At 65.2% G+C, this 20,907-nt stretch carries 15 protein-coding genes; 13 read left to right on the top strand and 2 right to left on the bottom strand.

The window, feature by feature from the left end; genetic code table 11:
* Nucleotides 1-9 precede the first annotated feature (9 nt).
* Complete coding sequence (locus tag QF040_RS12025; protein WP_306879290.1) at nt 10-447, bottom strand: hypothetical protein; 438 nt, start codon at nt 445-447, stop codon at nt 10-12.
* Nucleotides 437-2,782 carry a type VI secretion system Vgr family protein gene (locus tag QF040_RS12020; RefSeq protein WP_429611224.1) on the bottom strand — a complete coding sequence of 782 codons (2,346 nt, stop codon included), beginning with the start codon at nt 2,780-2,782 and terminating at the stop codon, nt 437-439. The genes QF040_RS12025 and QF040_RS12020 overlap by 11 nt, the downstream gene beginning before the upstream one ends.
* A gap of 317 nt (nt 2,783-3,099) precedes the next feature.
* Between QF040_RS12020 and tssA the strand changes: the two genes are divergently transcribed.
* From tssA to QF040_RS11955, 13 genes are all read left to right on the top strand, one after another.
* Entirely contained in the window at nt 3,100-4,221 is a 1,122-nt protein-coding gene (gene tssA, locus QF040_RS12015; RefSeq protein ID WP_429611223.1) for a type VI secretion system protein TssA, read from the top strand.
* Nucleotides 4,222-4,308: 87 nt separating this feature from the next.
* A complete protein-coding gene (tssB, locus tag QF040_RS12010) occupies nt 4,309-4,881 on the top strand; it encodes a type VI secretion system contractile sheath small subunit (RefSeq protein WP_429611222.1) in 573 nt (190 codons plus the stop codon).
* A gap of 44 nt (nt 4,882-4,925) precedes the next feature.
* Entirely contained in the window at nt 4,926-6,434 is a 1,509-nt protein-coding gene (tssC, locus tag QF040_RS12005) for a type VI secretion system contractile sheath large subunit (protein ID WP_013541319.1), read from the top strand.
* Between the two features lie 45 nt (nt 6,435-6,479).
* Nucleotides 6,480-6,962: an Hcp family type VI secretion system effector gene (locus QF040_RS12000; protein WP_429610607.1), complete on the top strand. Its 483-nt coding sequence runs from the start codon at nt 6,480-6,482 to the stop codon at nt 6,960-6,962.
* 173 nt (nt 6,963-7,135) lie between these two features.
* Nucleotides 7,136-8,011 (top strand): type VI secretion system accessory protein TagJ, encoded by an 876-nt coding sequence (locus QF040_RS11995; RefSeq protein WP_429611221.1) that lies wholly within the window; start codon nt 7,136-7,138, stop codon nt 8,009-8,011.
* Between the two features lie 5 nt (nt 8,012-8,016).
* Nucleotides 8,017-8,571 carry a type VI secretion system baseplate subunit TssE gene (gene tssE, locus QF040_RS11990; protein WP_429614645.1) on the top strand — a complete coding sequence of 185 codons (555 nt, stop codon included), beginning with the start codon at nt 8,017-8,019 and terminating at the stop codon, nt 8,569-8,571.
* Nucleotides 8,572-10,443 (top strand): type VI secretion system baseplate subunit TssF, encoded by a 1,872-nt coding sequence (tssF, locus tag QF040_RS11985; protein ID WP_429611219.1) that lies wholly within the window; start codon nt 8,572-8,574, stop codon nt 10,441-10,443. It begins immediately after the preceding gene.
* Complete coding sequence (tssG, locus tag QF040_RS11980) at nt 10,440-11,648, top strand: type VI secretion system baseplate subunit TssG (protein ID WP_429611218.1); 1,209 nt, start codon at nt 10,440-10,442, stop codon at nt 11,646-11,648. The genes tssF and tssG overlap by 4 nt, the downstream gene beginning before the upstream one ends.
* Nucleotides 11,645-14,380, top strand: coding sequence for a type VI secretion system ATPase TssH (gene tssH, locus QF040_RS11975; RefSeq protein ID WP_429611217.1), 2,736 nt, complete (start codon nt 11,645-11,647; stop codon nt 14,378-14,380). The genes tssG and tssH overlap by 4 nt, the downstream gene beginning before the upstream one ends.
* 24 nt (nt 14,381-14,404) lie before the next feature.
* On the top strand, nt 14,405-16,795 hold the full coding sequence (locus QF040_RS11970) for a type VI secretion system Vgr family protein (protein WP_429611216.1): 2,391 nt from the start codon (nt 14,405-14,407) through the stop codon (nt 16,793-16,795).
* Nucleotides 16,796-16,811: 16 nt separating this feature from the next.
* A complete protein-coding gene (locus QF040_RS11965; RefSeq protein WP_429611215.1) occupies nt 16,812-17,258 on the top strand; it encodes a hypothetical protein in 447 nt (148 codons plus the stop codon).
* Nucleotides 17,255-19,804 (top strand): DUF2169 domain-containing protein, encoded by a 2,550-nt coding sequence (locus QF040_RS11960; protein WP_429611214.1) that lies wholly within the window; start codon nt 17,255-17,257, stop codon nt 19,802-19,804. Before QF040_RS11965 ends, QF040_RS11960 begins: the two co-directional genes overlap by 4 nt.
* Nucleotides 19,801-20,850 (top strand): pentapeptide repeat-containing protein, encoded by a 1,050-nt coding sequence (locus tag QF040_RS11955; protein ID WP_429611213.1) that lies wholly within the window; start codon nt 19,801-19,803, stop codon nt 20,848-20,850. The genes QF040_RS11960 and QF040_RS11955 overlap by 4 nt, the downstream gene beginning before the upstream one ends.
* Nucleotides 20,851-20,907 lie beyond the last annotated feature (57 nt).

The raw sequence follows: 20,907 nt of genomic DNA, 5'->3' as shown, positions 1-20,907 counted from the left end.
AGGCTTGCATCAACCCGCGGCGCGCGCGATTTCCAGCGGCGTGCGCGTGCGGTCGATGGCCAGGCTGGATGCATCGTGAGGGTCGCGCAGCAGGTGCACCCGCGTGCCGGCAATGCAGAACTGCGGCAGCAGGGCTTCGTCGACCAGCGTGCGCACGACGGCCGGGTTCGAGCCGCCCGCGCCGTCGAATACCTTCAGCGACATCTCGACCGCCAGCACCGTTTGTCCCTGCGAGCCGCCGCGCGTGAGTTCGTGCGCCGAGCGCTTGACCGATTCGACGATGGCCTCCGCCGGAACGCCGTGTTGCGCCAGGCGCTTCCAGGTTTTCTCTTCGGCCGAATAGATGCGGTTCTCGCGCGAGGCGACGATCGCCACCGACACGGCGGTCACGATCACCGCGCTCATCACGACGGCGAAGACGATCCAGAGCAGCGTTTCAAACCACAAGGGTCAGCACCTTGAACTTCGCGGCCAGGCCGCCGGTGGCGATGAGCATGCCCTTGTTGGCAATGGCCAGGCCCTTGGCGCTGACTTCGAGCGGCTTGTTCTTCAGCGAGAAGACGGCCGTGTCGATCTTCACGGTCGCGATCTGCGCATTGAGTCCGGCGTAGTACTGCAGGCGCGCGCCCCACACGTCGAACGACATGCCCACCAGGCTGATGCGAAGGCCCACCCCGCCGGCGCGGAACAGCCGCCAGTCGCTGCTCTTGGCGTAGTTGTTGATGTAGGTGGCGGAGTTGTTGGTGTAGTTGACGGTCAGGTTGTTGTAGGTGGTCGACGTCGTGTTGTAGTTCGTCGTGTTGATGACGTGCTGCGTCGTGTTGTGGATGTGGTTCGTGGTGTTGAAGGTCACGTCCGGCGAGGTGTGCACCGTCGGGCCGGTGACCGTGGTGGTCGAGGGGCCGTTGACCAGCACGGTGTTGGAGGTGTTGATCGTGTCGTTGCGGCCCGCGCTCACGAAGCGGATTTCCTGTCCGTCGATGGTGCCGTTGAAGCCGCCGGTGATGGCGAGCTGGACGCCGCCGGTGATGGTGTCGTTCAGCCCGCCGCTGAGCATGCGCGTCTTGCCGCCGGAGATGGTCTGGTTCACGCCGCCGCCGATGGTCTCGCCGAAGCCTCCCGTCACGTCGCGGGTGTCGCCGCCGGTGATGGTTTCCTTCGCACCCGCGGTGATCTCGCGCGTCTCGCCGCTCTGGTAGGTGGCCGACTCATGACCCTTGATCAGCGTGGTGCGGGTGCCGCCGGTGGTGTGGGTCTCGTCGGCCTCGACCTCCACGTCGAGGTTGCGCTCGGCGTGCAGCAGGATCTGTTCGGCGCCCGTGCGGTCTTCGAAGCGAAGCATGTTGGCCTGGTTGGCCGCACCGCCGGTGCTCGAGCGCGTGAGGATGCCACTGGCCGTGGCGTTGGCGGGCAGTTCCCAGGGCGGCATCTGGTCGCTGTTGTAGACGCGGCCGGTGATGATGGGGCGATCGGGTTCGCCACCGATGAAATCGACGATCACTTCCTGGCCCACGCGCGGCATGTGCATGGTGCCGTAGTTGGCGCCGGCCCAGTTGCTCGACACGCGCACCCAGCAGGAGCTGTTCTCGTCGGATTGGCCATAGCGATCCCAGCGGAACTGCAGCTTCACGCGGCCGAAGCGGTCGGTCCAGATCTCCTCGGGTCCGACGACGGTGGCGGTCTGCGGGCCGTTGGTGCGCGGCTTGGGCGTCTTGCGCGCGGGGCGGTAGGCCACGGTGGAGGGCAGCACGGTGAAGTCGAATTCGCACACCGATTCCGCGCTGCCACCGCTCGAATACTCGGGCTCCTGCAGGTCGTAGCGCGTCTCGGTGACGAGGTACTCGCGGTTGTCGGATTCGCGCGGGCAGTGCGTCATCTCGAACAGGTGGCCCGGTGCCATGCCCAGGACGTTGGTGTGTCCCGAAGCCAGTTCGTGCGCGCACTGCAGCTCCTGCAGGCGGACCTTTGCGTAGGCATCGCCTTGCCCGTGCTCGCTGTAGCCGCCGAGCCATTCGTAGACTTCGTAGGTCGAATGCTCGTGGCCCTTCGGGTCCTGCTGCACGCTTTGCAGCGAGGCGCGCGACTTCCTGAAATCGAAGTCGTCGAGCATCACGCGGCCCGAGGTGATCTGCTCGGAGATGCGCCATCGGTCGATGCACGGCTCCATCGCGTTGACCACGCGGTCGCGTGGACGGTAGGGAATGGTCGCGTAGCCCGGCAGCCTGGCGTAGCCGCCGGTGTCATCGGCCAGCACCAGAAGATGGGCGCCGTTGCTGTGCTCGAAGTGATAGGCGATGCCTTCGTGCTCCATGAGGCGGCTCACGAAGGCGAAGTCGCTCTCCTGATACTGCACGCAATATTCCCACGGGCGATAGTTGCCGGCCAGGCGCTTCTCGAACTGGAAGCCGTATTTGCCCAGCACATCGTCTAGCACCTCGGGCGCGCTCTTGTTCTGGAAGATGCGGCAGTCGGTGGTGCGCGTGAGGTACCAGAGCCAGGGCTGCACCAGCGCGCGGTAGATGTAGTGGCGGCCGGTTTCGTTGGCACGGCCCACGAGTTCGAAGCGCACCACGGTGCCGTTGAGAAAACGCGGTGCGCCGCCGTCCTGCAGTTCGATGGTGAGCGATGTGCCCAGCAGCGTCTTCAGGTCGAGGCTGAAGCTCGTGCTGACCATGTCTACCTCGAACTCGAACAGTTGCGAGAGGCCTTCGTGCCCACGCATGGCGCGGAATTTGAGGTGCTCTGCACCGAGTGCGGTGTGAACCTGAGCGGTACGCGTCATTCGGAATTTCCCTGACCCTTGGAGCTTTTTACGGTTGCAAGCCTTCGGGGGCAGTCTAGAAATTCGTTATGTCATATGCATGACGTGGGTGTGCTGCGCCCTCTGGAAATCCAACGCGCGAACACCTCGCGGCGCGCGTGCATCGAGGTCTTGCGCACGATCCCGTAAGCAGCCTCGCGCATTCACCTGTGCTCTGTTGTAGGACTTCTGTGTGATGTCTAAAAGAAGTTGTACTTCTTTGGAATTCATCGCGCCAAGTTGCATTCGGTTGCGGTTGACCATGCCTTCGGTTCCCCTCAAGATAACAAGTGTTGACGATGGTTAATCACAAGGGGGACCGGTTGTTGCCGAGTGAGATCGATTTGTTGCAGTCGCCTGTCGAAGGCCCGCTTCCATGCGGCGAGGATCTGGAGTACGACCCCGATTTCATGGCGTTGCAACAAGCGGCGACGGGCAAGCGGGAGCAACAGTTCGGCGCAACGATCATTCCCGCGGAGCCGCCCGACTGGGCCCGCGTGGAACGCATTGCCAGACAGTTGTGCGAACGCACGCGCGACCTGCGGGTGCTGGTTCCGCTGACCCTCGCATGGACCGAGACCCGCGGGCTCTCCGGCTATGTCGACGGCCTTCGGCTGGTGGACGTGGTGCTGCAGAAGTTCTGGGATGACGTGCATCCGCGCGTCATTGCCGATGGCTTCGAAGACCCGCTGCCGCGCATGAATGCGCTGGCTGCACTGGCTGAAACCGAAGGGCTCGGGCGCAGTGTGCGCGACGCTCGCCTTCTCGACGATGGCGGTTCGTCGGTGAGCCTGCGGCAGGTCGAAGCCCTGCTCGATTCGAGCAAGGCCGATCAGATCGATTACCCCGGCGGCATCGGCCGGTTGCGCGAAGCGGCGCGCCGCGCGCACGAGAAGGCAACACCCGCGGTGGTGGCCTTGCGTTCCGCGCTCGAACTGCTGCAGCGCATTCGCGAGACCTGCGAGCGCGCACTGGGACAGAGCTGGGCGCCGGATTTCTCCCGGCTCGAACGCTCGCTTCGCACTGTGATGCAGTTGCTGCCCGAGCAGGCCAAGGCGCAGCCGCTGGCCGATGCTTCGCATGAAGGCGATGGGTCTGCGCAGGGCGCCGCGCAGAGCGCCGCGGCAAGTGCGCACGCCGCCGTTCCGGGTACCGCAAATGTCGGTGCAGGACTACGCGCAATAAGTATTAAAGAGATTGAAATATCGAGCCGCGATGATGTGCAGGTGCTGTTGGAGAAGGCATGCGAATACCTGGAGCGCACGGAGCCCAGCCATCCGGCGCCCATGCTGATACGGCGAGCGCAAAGACTCATGGACCTCAACTTCTTCCAGATCATCGAAGAGCTTGTGCCCGAGGGATTGCAGAAGATCGAAGGCCTGGCCGGACGGCCGTTGAACGGCGGTGCCGCGCCTGAATAGGCGGCCACCGTTGCCGATGCCGAAGGCTCGCACCGCCAGGACAGACAGTCGGGTCCGACCCATGGATTCAGTTTCAAGAGGAAGCTTATGGCAGACAACCGTGTCAGAAACAGTGGTCAGAAGTTCATCGCGCGGAACCGGGCGCCGCGCGTGCAGATCGAGTACGACGTCGAGATCTACGGCAGCGAACGCAAGATCCAGCTGCCCTTCGTGATGGGCGTGATCGCCGACCTCGCGGGCAAGCAGATGGACCCGATGCCCGATCTGGCCGAGCGCGATTTCATGGAAGTCGACATCGACAACTTCGACGACCGCATGAAGTCGATCAAGCCGCGCGTGGCGTTCCAGGTGCCCAACACGCTCACGGGCGAAGGCCAGATGAATGTCGACATCACCTTCGACACCATGGACGACTTCTCGCCCGCGCGCATCGCGGGCCAGGTGGGCGCGTTGCAGCAGTTGCTCGCGGCACGCACCGAACTGTCGAATCTGCTCTCTTACATGGACGGCAAGAACGGCGCGGAGCAGTTGATCGCGCAAGCCCTGCAGAACCCGGCGCTGCTCAAGTCGCTCGCCTCCGCGCCCAACCCGGCGGTCGCCAAGGCGGTCGATGCGGCGAACGAGAAAGCGGGCCTCGCGCCCGGCGGTTCTCCCGAGTAAGCGCAAAGCCCGAGCAACGACAGCAAGCCGACAGGATTCCCACCATGAGCACCGCACCGAAACAGACAGCGCGCGCACAGGCCACCACGGTCGAGGCACTGGCGCCGAACGAGTTCTCCGACCTCCTGCAGCGCGAATTCAAGCCCAAGACCGAGCAAGCGCGCGAGGCGGTGCAGAACGCCGTCAAGACGCTCGCCGTGCAGGCGCTGGAGAGCACGGTCACCATCTCCAACGATGCCTATCGCACGGTTCAGGGCATCATCACCGAGATCGACCGCAAGCTCACCGAGCAGATCAACCAGATCCTGCACCACGAGGATTTCCAGCAGCTCGAAGGCGCATGGCGAGGCCTGCACTATCTGGTGAACAACACCGAGACCGACGAGCAACTCAAGATCCGCGTGATGTGTGCCTCCAAGCGCGAAGTGGCGCGTTCGCTCAAGCGCCACAAGGGCATCGGCTGGGACCAGAGCCCGCTGTTCAAGAAAATCTACGAAGCCGAATATGGCCAGTTCGGCGGCGAGCCCTTCGGCGCGCTGATCGGCGACTTCCACTTCGACCACAGCCCGCCCGACGTCGAGATGCTCGGCGAGATGGCCAAGATCGCCGCGGCCGCGCACTGCCCCTTCATCGCGGGCGCGTCGCCCACGGTGATGCAGATGGATTCGTGGCAGGAGCTGTCGAACCCGCGCGACCTCACCAAGATCTTCCAGAACACCGAGCACACCGCATGGCGCTCGTTGCGCGAATCGGAAGACGCACGCTACATCGGCCTGGCCATGCCGCGCTTCCTGGCGCGTCTGCCGTACGGCGCGCGCACCAACCCGGTGGACGAATTCGAGTTCGAGGAAGAAACCGATTCGGCCGCGCACACCCGCTACACCTGGGCCAACTCGGCCTATGCGATGGGCGTGAACATCAATCGCTCGTTCAAGCAGTACGGCTGGTGCACCTCGATCCGCGGCGTCGAATCGGGCGGCGCGGTGGAGAACCTGCCCACCCACACCTTCCCGACGGACGACGGCGGCGTGGACATGAAGTGCCCCACCGAGATCGCGATCAGCGACCGGCGCGAGGCCGAGCTTGCCAAGAACGGCTTCATGCCGCTGGTGCACCGCAAGAACTCGGACTTCGCGGCCTTCATCGGCGCGCAGTCGCTGCAGCAGCCGGCCCAGTACTACGACGCCGACGCCACGGCCAACGCGAACCTCGCGGCGCGCCTGCCGTACCTGTTCGCGTGCTGCCGCTTTGCGCACTACCTCAAGTGCATCGTGCGGGACAAGATCGGATCGTTTCGTGAGCGCGAGGACATGGAGCGCTGGCTCAACGACTGGATCATGAACTACGTCGATGGCAGCCCCGGCACATCGTCGCAGGACACGAAGGCAATGAAGCCGCTGGCGGCGGCGGAGGTCCAGGTGGAAGCCATCGAAGACAACCCCGGCTACTACGCCGCCAAGTTTTTTCTCCGGCCGCACTATCAGCTCGAAGGGTTGACGGTTTCCTTGCGGCTGGTTTCGAAGCTGCCGTCCAACAAGAAGGACAGCAGCTAAATCAACGGTGCTCCACGAGGGCGCAAATAACTTTGGGGGTTAATCATGGCAGTAGACATGTTCATGCGCGTTGAGGGCGCGAACGGCGAATCCAAGGACTCGAACCACAAGGATTGGAGCGATATCAAGTCGTTCGCGTGGGGTGCAACGCAGCCTGGAAACATGGTCAGCGGCGGCGGCGGCGGTGTGGGCAAGGCCAGCTTCAACGACCTGCAGGTGGTTGCGCGCATCGACAAGGCGGCTCCTTCCATCCTGAAGAACTGCGCGAGCGGCAAGCACCTGAGCAAGGTCGAGGTGTCGCTGTGCAAGGCCGGCGGCACGCAGATCGAATACACCCGCGTCACGCTCGAGGAAGTGCTGGTCACCTCGGTGCAGTACACGGCGGAGCAGGGCGGCGACGCGGTGCTCGTGCAGTTCGCATTCCAGGCCGCCAAGGTCAAGCAGCAGTACTGGGAGCAGACCGACAAGGGCGGCAAGGGGGCCGAGACGGTGCTGGCCTGGAACCTCAAGGAAAACAAGGAGGCCTGAGTCTTCAGGGCAAGGAAAACAAGGAAGCCCGAGGGCTTCCTGTTGCCGTCATGTCGGAGGCGGGCCGCGCGAGCAACTCGCGCGCCGATGCAAGGAAGGCCCGCTTCCGGCCGAGGATCGATCACCACCGGACGACTCGGCCCTGTGCGCGAGTCAGTCAATGAGGAAGCTTCATGGGCGATGGGTTTGCAGTGCTGGGCGAACGCTCCGTGGCCGAGCACACCGAACGGGTACAGCGGCAGATCCGTGCCAGCCCCCAGAACGCCAGCCTGCGCCTTGCCCTGTGCCACTTCCTCGCGCTGCGCGGCGAGTGGCAGCGGGCTGAAGACCAGCTCAAGCTCGCGGCGAAGATCGATCCCTCTTTCGCGCCGGCGAGCGCCACCTGCGCGATGGCGCTGGCGGGCGAACGCCACCGCACCGAGTTCTGGAACGGCGGCCGCGCGCCGGCTGTCGTTGCCGGCCAGGCGCCGTGGGTCGACGGATTGATCGCCGCCGTGGCATTGCCACCCGAGCAGGCTGGCGAAGCGGCTGCATTGCGCGAAGCGGCGCGGCAGGATGCGCCCGCATCGCAAGGCATGCTGGGCGTTGTCGACCGCTCCGATTCGCGTGCCGTGCAGGCCATCGACGGCGAGCCGGTCGACACCATCGAGTTCGCCTGGCTCTGCGATGGCGACGTGCGCATGGGTGCCGTGCTCGAACTTCTCACGCCTTCGGGTTACGCATGGCTGCCGCTGCATGCGGTGCGCCGCCTGAAGTTCAAGCGTCCGCAGCATCTGGTCGATCTCTTGTGGGCGCCAGCCGAGATCGTGCTGCACGATGGCCGCGGGCTCAACGGCCTGGTGCCGGTGCGCTATCCCGGCAAGCTCGATGCGCTCGACGACGAAACCACGCTGGGCCGCCGCACCGACTGGCTGCCGCTGGCCGGCGAAGAGCAGTACGCGGGCGTCGGCCAGCGCACGCTGATCAGCGAAGCCGGCGACCATTCATTGCTCGATGTGCGCCTCGTCGAATTCGATTCGGCAGCAACCGCGGAGGGCGCCGCACCGTGAGCACCATGCTGCCCGCCAGCCGTTCCGCGGCGATCGACGCCGATGGCGATCCGCAGGAAAGCGTCGCGCGCGACCGCCTGCAGCCCGTGCTGCTCGATCGCCTGACCGACAAGCAGCCGCAGAACCGCCAGGAGCGCGCGGGCAGTTTTCTCATGAGCGGCAGGCTCTTGCGCGACTCGGTGCTGCGCGACCTGCAGTGGCTGCTCAACACCACCAACTTCGGCACCGAACACGGCATCAACGCCATGCCGCGCGCGCGGCGCTCGGTCGTCAACTACGGCGTGCGCGGCTGGGCCGGCGGGCGCATGTCGGAGGTCGACTTCGCCGACGTCGAGGCCGCCATCCGGGCCGCGATCATCGACTTCGAGCCGCGCATCATGAAGGACAGCATCGACGTGCGCTGCGTGACCGATGCGGCCGACCTCGAACACCACAACCTGCTCGCGCTGGAGATTCGCGGCACGCTGTGGTCGGTGCCTTACCCGATCGAATTCATCCTGCGCTCGGAGCTCGACCTCGAAAGCGGTCACATGATCCTGCGGCCGACGGGAGGGCTCTGAATGGACGCAAGGCTGCTCGACTACTACAACCGCGAGCTCACCTACATGCACGAGCTCGGGGCCGAGTTCGCGCAGCGCTATCCGAAGATCGCGGGCCGCCTTGGGATGCGCGGCATCGAGGTCAGCGATCCGTACGTGGAGCGCCTGCTCGAAGGCTTCAGCTTTCTCACGGCGCGCATCCAGCTCAAGATGGACGCGGAGTTTCCGCGCTTCTCGCAGCGCCTCCTGGAGGTGGTGTACCCCAACTTCCTCGCGCCGCTGCCCGCCATGGCGGTGGTGCAGATCGACGGGAACCTCAACGAAGGCTCGTTGAAGGCGGGCTACGAACTGCCGCGCCACACCGTCCTGCGCGGCCGCATGATCAAGGGCGAGCAGACGGCGTGCGAGTTCCGCACCGGCCACCCGGTCACGCTGTGGCCCATCAGGATCACCGAGGCCGGCATCGGCCCCGTGCCCGCGGAAATCGGGCATGCGATGCCGATGGTGGCGCGCCAGGCGAAGAGCGCGATCACCATCAAGCTCGAAGCGGTGGGCGGCGCCAGGTTCTCCGAGATGCCGCTCGACCGGCTCGAATTCTTTCTCTCGGGCGCCGAGTTGCACGCGCTGCGCGTGCTCGAACTGGTGGCGCACCGCAGCGTGGGAGCCGTGTGCCGCAGCGGGCCCGGCGCCACCGCGCGCATCGTGCCGCTGGGCGACGAGGCCATCCGCCACGAAGGCTTCGATCCCGACCGGGCGCTGCTGCCCTACGACGCGCGCTCGTTCCAGGGCTACCGGCTGCTGCACGAGTACTTCGCGTTTCCCGATCGCTATCTTTTCTTCAGCGTGAAGAACCTGCGCGCGGCGGTCTCGGCCATCGGCGGGAGCACGATGGAAATCGTGATCCTTCTGGACCGCAGCGACGGCGACCTGGAGAGGGTGGTGGACGCCAAGCACTTCTCGCTCTTCTGTACGCCCATCATCAACCTCGTGCCGCGGCGCAGCGACCGCATCCCGGTCGGGCCGGGCCAGCACGAGCACCACGCGGTGATCGACCGCACGCGCCCGCGCGACTTCGAGATCTTCACCGTCGAGCGCGTCACCGGCCACATGACCAACGGCTCGGAGGAGCGCGAGTTCCGCCCCTTCCTTGGCTCGTTCGCGACCGACGACGGCGACTTCGGCGCGTATTTCTCGCTGCGCCGCGAACCACGCCTGATGTCCGATCGCGCACGCGCGCAGGGCACGCGCACCAGCTACACCGGCAGCGAGGTCTACGTGTCGCTGGTCGACCAGCACGACGCGCCGTTTCCGCACAGCCTGCGGCACATCACGCTCGATGCGCTGTGCACCAACCGCGACCTGCCGCTGCTGCTTCCGACGGGGCTCGAATCGGACTTCACGCTGCGCATCTCGGCGCCCGTGCGCTCGATCCGCATCCTGCGCGGCCCTTCGCGGCCGTACCCGGCGCTGGCCGAAGGCGCGCTCACCTGGCGGCTCATCAGTCACCTGGGCCTCAACTACCTGAGCCTGACCGACGTCGATGCCGCGCAGGGTGCCGCCGCGCTGCGCGAGATGCTCGACCTCTATGGCAACCTCGCCGATCCCGCGGTACGCCGCCAGATTCAGGGCGTGCGCTCGATGGCGCTCGCGCCGGTGTTCCGCCGCCTGCCCGAGCCGGGGCCCATCGTCTTCGGCCGCGGCGTGGAGGTGGCGCTCAAGATCGACGAGGTCGCGTTTTCCGGCGCGAGCCCGTATCTCTTCGGCGCGGTGCTGGAGCAGTTCTTCAGCCGCCACGTGTCGCTCAATGCCTTCACCGAGTTCGCGCTCTCCAGCCTGCAGCGCGGCGAAATCGCGCGCTGGACCCCACGGGTCGGACGCCGCCCCGCCGTATGAGTACAGCCGGCTTCTCCGACGACATGCCGCAGGCCGCGCAGGTGGAGGGCGAGGAGCTGTTCGAGGCGCATTCGTTCGATGAACCCGCCGGCCAGGAGACGCTGGAAATTGCACCGACGGGCCGCCGCGATGCGCTGCTGGCCGACCCCGCGCTGTGGGCCGGCTTGGTCGAGCAGCCCTTCGAGCACGACCTGTTCATGCTGCTGCGCAGGCTCGATGCGCACGGCGACCATCCCCTGCTGGGCCGCGCGCCCCGCCCATCGGACGAACCGCTGCGCCTCGGGCAGGAGCCTTCGATGGCCTTCGCGCCGTCGAACGTGTCGGGTGTGGATGCCGATGGCGACGGACCGCCGCGCATCTCGATCTACGGCTTCGGCTTGTTCGGCCCCAACGGTCCGCTGCCGCTGCACCTGACCGAGTACGCGCGCGAACGCAAGCGCCACCACAACGACCACACGCTCAGCGCCTTCGCCGATCTGTTCCACCACCGGCTCATCCTGCTGTTCTACCGGGCCTGGGCCGATGCGCAATCGGTCAACAGCCTGGACCGCCCCGACGGCCACCGCTTCGTCGACTACGTGGCGAGCCTCATGAACATGGGGCAGCCGGGCCTGAAGGAGCGCGACCGCATCGCCGACCACGCGCGCACCTTCATGGCGGGCCATCTCGTGCGCCAGACGCGCAACCCCGAGGGGCTGATCCAGATCCTGCGCCTGTACTTCGACGTGCCGGTGCGCGTCGAGGAATTCGTGAGCGACTGGGTGATGATCGACGAGCGCCAGGTGAGCAGGCTCGGGCTCTTCGGACGCAACCACCGGCTCGGGGGCGGGGCCACCATTGGCCTGGCGGTGCGCGATGCGCAGAGCAAATTTCGCCTCGAACTCGGCCCGCTCACGCAGCAGCAGTTCCGCGAATTCCTGCCGGGCAGCCGCCGGTTGCAGCAGGTGGTCGACTGGGTGCGGCAGTACGTCGGCATCGAATTCGCCTGGGAGCTGAGGCTGGTGCTCAAGAAACAGGAGGCGCGCGGCATGCAACTGGGCAGCGACCAGCGCCTCGGCTGGGGCACCTGGGTCGGCACGCGCCTCTCGGACACCGACGCCGGCGACATGCTGTTCGAGCCCGAGGCGCTGTATCCCCCGCTCTATCCCAGTGACGCATCGGCGGCCGCAGTGCCTGCCGGGTCCGCTTCTTCCATGGCCCTATGACCGACATCCGCCGCGTCTCTCTCTTTTCGAAGCTGAACCCGATGCTCTACAAGGCATTGGAGACCGCCACCGCCTTCGCCAAGCTGCGCGGCAATGCCTATGTCGAGCTCGTGCACTGGCTGCACCAGATCCTGCAACTGCAGGACAGCGACATGCTGCGCATCATCAAGCGCGCGGGGCTCAACCGCGATGCGGTGGAACAGGACCTCGTGCGCGCGCTCGACCGCCTGCCGCATGGTGCGACGTCGATCAGCGATATCTCCGAACACGTGGACAACGCCGTCGAACGCGCGTGGGTGTATGCGAGCCTGCGCTTCGAGGCCACGTCGATTCGCGGCGGGTATCTCCTGGCCGGCATCACCAAGACGCCGGGGCTGCGCCAGGTGCTCTCGGGCATCTCGCGCGAGTTCGACAAGATCGTGCCCGATGTGTTGGTGGCCCAACTCGACGCGTGGACCGAAGGCTCGCCGGAGGACGACTATGACGTCACGCCGAACGAGGGTCCGAGCGGCGGCGCACCGGCCGTGCAACACCAGGGCGATGGCGCGCCGGCAGGCGGCTCGGCGCTTGCGAAGTACGCGAGTGACCTCACGGCCAAGGCGCGTGCGGGCGAGCTCGATCCGGTCTACGGCCGCGACGAGGAGATCCGCCAGATCATCGACATCCTGATGCGCCGCCGGCAGAACAATCCGCTGCTCACCGGCGAGGCCGGCGTGGGCAAGACGGCGGTGGTCGAAGGGCTCGCCTCGCGCCTGGCTTCGGGCGATGTGCCGCCCTCGCTCAAGGACGTGTCGCTGTGGGTGCTCGACCCGACGCTGCTGCAGGCCGGCGCGGGCGTGAAGGGCGAGTTCGAGCAGCGGCTGCGCCAGGTGATCGACGAGGTCGAGAAGAGCCCCAAACCCATCGTGCTGTTTGTCGATGAAGTGCACACGCTGGTGGGGGCGGGCGGCACGGCCGGCACCGGCGATGCAGCCAACCTGCTCAAGCCTGCGCTCGCACGCGGGCGGCTGCGCACCATCGGCGCAACGACGTGGTCGGAGTACAAGAAGTACATCGAAAAAGACCCGGCGCTCACGCGGCGCTTCCAGACCATCCAGGTCCACGAGCCCACCGAGCCCAAGGCGGTGATCATGCTGCGCGGCATTTCGGCGGAGCTGGAGAAGCACCACGGCGTGCTGATCCTCGATGCGGCGCTTGAAGCCGCCGTGAGCCTCTCGCACCGCTACATTCCCGCGCGGCAGTTGCCCGACAAGGCCGTGAGCCTGCTCGACACGGCGTGCGCGCGCGTGGCGCTGAGCCAGCATGCGCTGCCGGCTGCGCTGGAAGACCTGCAGCGGCGCATCGAGGTGCTGGGCATCGAGTCGGGCATCGCGGGGCGCGAGGCGGCCATCGGCGTGGGCGAGCGTCAGCGTGTCGAAGACATCGCGGCCGAAGTGGCCGCCGCACAGGCCGAACTCGATCTGCTGGAGCAGCGGCGCGTGGAAGAGGCCGCCCTGGTCGAGCGCATCGTGGCGCTGCGCAAGTTGCTGTCGCCCGCTGCCGTGCCGGCGCAGGCTGAAGTGGAGGAGGGCGAGCAAGAGGCCGAGGAACAGACCCGGGACGCCGAGCCCTCCGATCCCTCCGAACGCGAGAGAACGCCCGAAGCGATCCGCGCCGAACTCAACGAGGCGCAGGACCGGCTCGTGCAGCTGCAAGGTGAATCGCCGCTCATCCTGGCCGCCGTCGATGCGCAGGCCATCGCCACCGTCGTGGCCGACTGGACCGGCATTCCCATCGGCCGCATGGTCCGCGACGATGCGCAGTCGGTGCTGCGCCTGGGCGAGATCCTCTCGGCCCGCGTGGTGGCCCAGCCCGATGCGCTGGAGACCATCTCGCGGCGCATCCGCACCGCGCGTGCGCGGCTGGACAACCCCAACAAGCCTGTCGGCGTGTTCCTGCTCTGCGGCCCCTCGGGCGTGGGCAAGACGGAGACTGCGCTCGCGCTTTCGGAAGCGCTGTATGGCGGCGAGCAGAACCTCGTGACCATCAACATGAGCGAGTTCCAGGAGTCGCACACCGTCTCCACGCTGAAGGGGGCGCCTCCGGGCTACGTGGGGTACGGCGAAGGCGGCGTGCTCACCGAGGCCGTGCGCCGCCGGCCCTACAGCGTGGTGCTGCTCGACGAGATCGAGAAGGCGCACACCGACGTGCACGAGATCTTCTTCCAGGTGTTCGACAAGGGCTGGATGGAAGACGGAGAAGGCCGCCACATCGACTTTCGCAACACCGTGATCATCATGACCTCCAACGTCGGCACCGACCTGGTCATGCAGTTGTGCGAAGACCCGACCCTGCGCCCCGACCCCGAACCTCTTGCAGCGGCGCTGCGTGAACCGCTGCTCAAGGTGTTCGCGCCCGCGCTGCTCGGGCGGCTGGTTGTAGTGCCTTATTACCCGTTGCAGGCCGATGCGTTGCATCGCATCATCCGTCTTCAACTCGACCGCATCGCCACGCGGCTCGCGGCGAATCACGGAATTACTTTGGATTACAACGACAGCGCCGTGGAGCTTGTGGCGCGCCGCTGTACCGCCATAGAGTCGGGTGGCCGGATGATCGATGCGATCCTCACGCACACCATCCTGCCCCGATTGAGCGAGGAAGTCATCGGCGCCACGGTCAGTGGCCGCAAGCTCGCCGCCGTGCAACTGAGCGCGGCGCAAGACGACTTTCACTACGAATTTTCTGAACGCTAGTCGAAGAGAGAAAGGGAGCGCCCCATGGCCAGAGTCGTCAAAGCCCACACACCGCTTGGAGAGGACCAGCTGCTGTTCCGCTCGATGCACGGCAACGAGGGGCTCTCGCAGCTGTTCGAGTTCGAAGTCGATCTGCTCAGCCCGAACACCTCGGTCGACATGAAGGCCGTGCTCGGCAAGCCGCTCACGCTGGAGATCGTCACCGTCAACGGCACGCCGCGCTACCTCAACGGCCAGATCACACGCTTCACCATGATCGGCCGCGAGGAGAGTTCGTCGCGCTACGTGGTGTACCGCGCGCTCGTGCAGCCATGGCTCTGGTATCTCACGCGCACCAGCGACTGCAAGATCTTCCAGAACAAATCGGTCGTCGACATCCTGGACGAGGTCTTGGGCGAGTACGGATTCGCCTTCGAGAAGAAGCTCAGCGCCAGCTACCGCCAGCGCGACTACTCCGTGCAATACCAGGAGACCGACTTCGCGTTCGTGAGCCGGCTCATGGAGCACGAAGGCATCTATTACTACTTCAAGCACGAGAAGAACCAGCACATCCTGGTGCTCGCCGACGACATGGGCGCGCACGAGACGCTGCCGGGCTATCCGCGCATCGGTTACTTGGCCACCGACCGGCCGGGAGAGCAGGGCCGCGAAGTGATCGACCAGTGGGAGGTGACGGAGGAGATTCGCCCGGGCACCTTCGTGGTCGACGACTTCGACTTCAAGAAGCCCAAGGCCGACCTGCTCAACACCCGCAGCCAACCGCGGGGCAACGACCATGGCCAGTACGAGATGTACGAATGGCTCGGTGGCTACAGCGATGCCGGGCAGGGCGAGCATTACGCGCGCATCCGCCTGGAGGAGGCGCAGGCGCAGGCCGAAGTCGACACCGGCCACTGCAATGTGCGCGGCATGGCTCCCGGCTACTGCTTCAAGATGCAGAACGCGCCGCGCGACGAGGACAACAAGGAATACCTGATCGTCTCGGTCACCTACAACCTGCGCGAAGGCGGCTACGCGACCGGTGCAGCGCAAGGCTTGTACAGCTTCAATTTCGGCGTGCAGCCCACGTCGTTCCCGTTCCGTGCGCCGCGCGTCACGCGGATGCCGACCACGCACGGGCCGCAGACCGCCACGGTCGTCGGCCCTCCGGGCGAAGACATCTGGATCGACAAGTACGGCCGCGTGAAGGTGCAGTTCCGCTGGGACCGCTATGGGCAGCGCAACGAAGACAGCTCCTGCTGGGTTCGCGTGTCGAGCGCGTGGGCGGGCTCCAACTTCGGCGCCGTGAACCATCCGCGCGTGGGGCAGGAGGTCATCGTCGATTTCATCGCCGGTTGCCCCGACCGGCCGATCATCATCGGCCGCGTCTACAACGCCGACCAGATGCCGCCGCTCGAGCTGCCGGCCAAGGCGACGGTCAGCGGGTTCATCAGCCGTACAGTGAAGGGCGATGGCGAGTTGGCCAACCACTTCGTGATCGACGACGACCCGAGCAATGAGTCGATCAAGATCCATGCACAAAAGGACTTCGGCATCTCTGTCGAGGCAGACGAGACGCACACCGTGGGCGGAACTCGCACGACAACCATTGAAGGTGCGGATACCTACACGACCAATACATCGCTCGATGAAACGGTGAATGGCCCTCACACGCTGACGGTAAATGGTGGCCCGCAGGAAATCACTGTTGATGGTGATCAGACGATTCACATCACCGGCAAGAGGGTGGATTCAGTGGATAGCGGTGAAGAGCGCAATATCAAAGTTGAGCTCAAAGAAACGATTACCGGCCCACAGACGACAAAAATCAGCGCGACCTACACTGAAAAATCAAAAGAAAAATGGGTTGAAGTGACCGGGCGAGAAGACTATCAAATCGGCGGAATCAGCAATACAGTCGTTACTGCAGAGACAATTCTTTATTCTGGAGGGAGTATTTTCAATACTTCTTCTGGCGGCGGTATCAAGCACAACAATCAGGGTGGCGACTTCACCGTTGATAGTTCCGGAGGAAAAATCTACCTAGACAGTTCGGCCGGTGGCAATACGGAAATCAACGCGTTGGGTCATCTTTTCAAGGTTGATGCCAAGAACATCCTTTTGCATTCGACTGCAAATCATACAAATAAGTATGACGGGGATATTCATACGGAAGCCGGAAACTCTGCCTATACCAAGGCGAAGAACATCATCGAGTCGGAAGCGCCCAAGATCCACACGTACGCCGGCTTCTTCACCATGCGCGTACGGACGACCCAAACATACTCGGTGGTCAATCTGAACATCGGCGTTGCTGCCGTGGATGTGAAGGTGCTGCGGGCCTCCAACGTGGCGTTGAACCAGTCGAACGCCGGCGTGGCGGCGAAGTCGAATGCGCTCTACACAAAGCTCGCAGGCCTCATTTCGTTCTTCTGACAAGCGGTGGCAAGTCGTGATCTTCCCCGGAATCGGTCTTCTGCTCGTGCTGGTTGCCGTGTCCCTCACGTTTGTCGATTCGACCGGCGGCATCGATTACTCCTGGCTGTCCATGCTGTGCGGCTTGGTTGGTGCCTTGCTGCTTTGTGGTGGAGGCGAGCTCGCAGGAATCTTCGGCGCCCGCCTGCTGAAGGGCAAACGCATGAGGGCCCACGCCATGGGTCTGGTCGAGAGCATCGAGTTGGGACGGGGCATCTTCAATGGTCGGGCCCTCGTGTCCTTGGTGGTGTCCTTTGCGGGCGAGGACGGCATGGCCCATCGAACCAAGACGAATGCATTGGTGTCGCTGGCTACTTTGTCGACCTATGAAAAAGGAAGACCGGTAGTTGTCCGATACGACGCCAGCGATCCCGATGGTGGAATCCTCGTTGAACTGCCAACTAGCCCATCGAAAGACTCGTGAAGACCGTCAAGCCGTTCCGCCTCAGCACACTGACCCGCCCCTATCGGTGGCAGCGCCGCGACCACCTCGGCGTGGCCGTGATGGCGTTCTGCAGCCTGGGGGACGAGCCGCGCCTCATGCCGGAGCAGGCGCTGTGGAAGACGGCGGCCGACGAGATGGGCCCCGGCGCGGTGCTCGATCTGGGCACGCCCAAGCAGACGCCGGAGTTCCTGGTGAGCGGCTACGGCTACACCCATCACCAGGCCGAAAAGACGGCTTGCGCGGTGCGTGTGCGCGTGGGCGAGATCGACAAGAAGCTCACGGTCTTCGGCGACAGGTTCTGGCTGAACAACCGGCCTACGCTCGCGCAGCCTTTCGAGAAAATGCCGGTGGACTGGCGCCACGCCTATGGCGGACCGGCGGTGCCCGAGAACCCGCTGGGCATAGGCACGGTGGACGAGACCGTCAACGGTGTGCGCACGCGCCGGCTGCCCAACGTCGAGGCGCCGGGTTCGCAGGTGTCGTCGCCACGCCAGGCCGCCGCGCCGGCGGGGTTGGGCGCCATTCCGCCGGACTGGCCGCAGCGCATGTCGCTGATGGGAACCAAGTACGACCAGGAATGGCTGGAGAACGACTTTCCGGGATTCGCGCGCGACATCGATTGGCGCTACTTCAATGCCGCCCCGCCCGACCAGCGCTGGGAGGGACACCAGGCGTTGCCTGCTGGCGCGTCTTACGAGATATGGAACATGCATCCCGACGTGCCGGTCCTGCGCGGCAACCTGCCGGACTGGCGGCCGCGCTGCTTCGTGAGCCCGCGCAAGGACGGCACCGAACTGCGCGAGACCCCACTGCGCCTGACCACCGCCTGGTTCTTTCCGCACCGCGACCGCGTGGCGCTGATCTGGCACGGCGTGTTCCCGATCGTGGAGGACGACGCGGCCGACGTGCAGATCCTCATGGCCGCGCTCGAGTTGCCCGATGCGTCCAGGCCGCTCGCGCATTACGAGGAGGTGATGCGCCGGCGCCTGGACTCCGAGCGCGGTGCCATCCAGGCGTTGCGCGACAGCGACCTGGTGCCTCGCGAAGTGATGGGCGAGTGGGACAGGTCGCTGTTGCCCGACGTGCTATCCGAGCCGATGGCGCGCAACATGCGCGCCGGCCATCAACGCGATTACGACGCGCGCCGCGCGGAATTGCTGGCGCAGGGCCAGGACCCCGACAAGTTCCTGTCGCCGCCGCAGGCGCTGGAGGAGCTGCCGGCCATCGACGACCTGCCGGAGTATCTGGAACGCATGGAGGCCGAGGCCCAGCGGACCCGGGAAGCGTTGGGCCCGCTCGCCGATTGGGATGCGGCTGCGCCGGTGCCGCGTGTCGACCCAGAACCTGCTTCTGCGCACGAGGCCGAGGACGATCCGCTGCCGGGCGAGGCCCCGCAGCCCGGACCACCTGAGATGGACGGCGGAACCCCCGGCATGGCGGCGCTGCTGCGTCAGAGCCAGCTTCACTCCGCGCACCTGTCGGCGCCCGCACCGGCCATGCCCTCGGCCCGCTCGAGCAAATGGCGTCGCCGTCTGGCTGCGGTAGAGCCGGGCAAGCGCAACTTCTCGGGGCTGAATCTCACAGGCATCGACCTGTCCGGCATGGCGCTTCAGGGTGCCGACTTCTCAGGTGCCAACCTGGAGGACGCGAACCTCGCCGGCGCCAACCTCGACGGCTGCAATTTTTCTCAGGCCGTGCTGGCGCGGGCGCAACTCGTGCGCACGTCGATGGCGCACGCGAACCTGCGGCAGGCAAATCTGGGCGGTGCGCGGTGCGACCAGGCTGTGCTGAGCGGTGCGGTCCTGTACGAGACGAACTGCCACAAGGCCCACTTCGAATCCTGCAACTTCGTCGGCGCAAGCTTCGAACAGACGCACTTCAACGAAGCCGTGCTGAAGGAATGCGATTTCAGCAAATCGCGTTGGCGGCAAGTGGCACTGATCAATATGACCTTGCAAGACCTGCTCTTCGACGAAGCCGACTTCGACCAGATGAGCTGGATCCAGTGCCGCTTGCAGCGCGTTTCCTTCGTCTCGGCCCGTTTGCTGCGTTGCGGCTTCGTCACGACCGACTGCGGCGAGGCGGTCGATTTCTCGGGTGCGGCGCTGGAGGGCAGCAGCTTTGCGCAGGGCAGTTCCCTCTCGCACGCACTGTTGCGCAATGCACTGGTCAAGCAGTGCGGGTTGCGCACCACGTCGCTCGCGCATGCAGACCTGAGCGACGCCCGGCTCGACAACAGCGACTTCTCCGAGTGCGACATGAGCTTTGCAAAGCTGGAGCGCGTCGTGGCCGGCGACAGCCTCTTCATCCGTGCCGATTTCACCGGTGCCTCGTTCCGCGATGCCAACCTCATCGATGCGAACCTGTCCAAGTCCGACCTGCGTTCGGCCGACCTGGGCGGGGCCAACCTGTACCGGACCGACGTGTCCCAGGCCCAGGTCGACGCGCGCACGCGAATGGAGGGGGCCTACACCCAGAACGCCAAGGTCTGGCCGGCACGGCGACTCGAGGCTCCGGCAGCATGACCCATGACGAACTGCTCGATCAGATCCGGCACGGCGTTCCCATCCAGGGTGCGGACTGCAGGGGCTGGAACATGAGCGGGCTCGACTTGTCGGGCGCCGTGTTGGACGGCGTCGACTTCGGTGGCGCGAACTTCTCGGGCGCGAATGTCGGAGGCAGCCTCATGACGCATTGCCGCATGGACGGCAGCGACTGGTCGCGCAGCCTGCTCAAGAACGCCAAGTTCCTTCGATGCACGTTACCGGATGCGCGTTTCGACGATGCGCTGCTCGAGAGCACCGCGTTCTCGGAGTCCGACCTCGCTAGTGCGAGCTTCGCTCAAGCGAACCTGGACCGCACGATCTTCTTTCGCTGCGAGCTGCGGGAAGGCCGCCTGCAATCGCAGACGTTCAGGCACGTGACCTTCGCCGAATCCTCGCTCGATCACATCGATGTCTCCGGCGCCATGTTGAACGCAGTGATCTTTCACCGCCTGGACCTCGCGGCTGCCGTGTTCACCGGCGCGCGCTTCGAGACCGTGGTGTTCTCGGAGTGCGTGTTGAATGACCAGAAGTTTGCCGGACACCATTTCCAGCGATGCGTGTTCACAGACAGCCAAATGGACAACGTGGACTTCCATCAGGCCACGCTGACGCAGTGCATCTTCAAGGGCGCGTCCTTGCGCGGCGCCAGTTTTGCCGCGGCCGATGCGCCCAACGCGTTGTTTCCCGAGGCCGATCTCACGGGAGCGGACTTTCGCGGCGGGCGTTTCGATCGCTCCATCTGGGTCGAGGCAAAGCTTGAGGGCGCGAACTTCAGCGATGCGCGCATGCCCGAGAGCGTTTTCCAAACGGCGCGCTGCACCGGCGCGATCTTTCGCGATGCCGAATTGCAGGATGTCGATTTTTCGTACGCGCAACTGGTCGACGCCGACTTTCGCAAGGCACGCTTTCTACGAACCCGTTTTCATCGCGCCATTCAAACCGGGGCACGGTTTTCAGGGCGCGGCGGGATCATCGAGAACGATCCGGACCTGTTCAAGGCCCAGGCGCGCTCGGGCATCTTGTGACGGCAACCCGCCCATCCATCGGTTCATCTGTGAAGAACATTGAAAGAGAAAGGGATC

The organism is Variovorax sp. W2I14, from assembly GCF_050435205.1.
GTDB classification, from domain to species: domain Bacteria; phylum Pseudomonadota; class Gammaproteobacteria; order Burkholderiales; family Burkholderiaceae_C; genus Variovorax; species Variovorax paradoxus_C.
The sequence above is the reverse complement of the archived record's forward strand: the minus strand, read 5'-3'. Positions and strand labels throughout refer to the sequence as shown.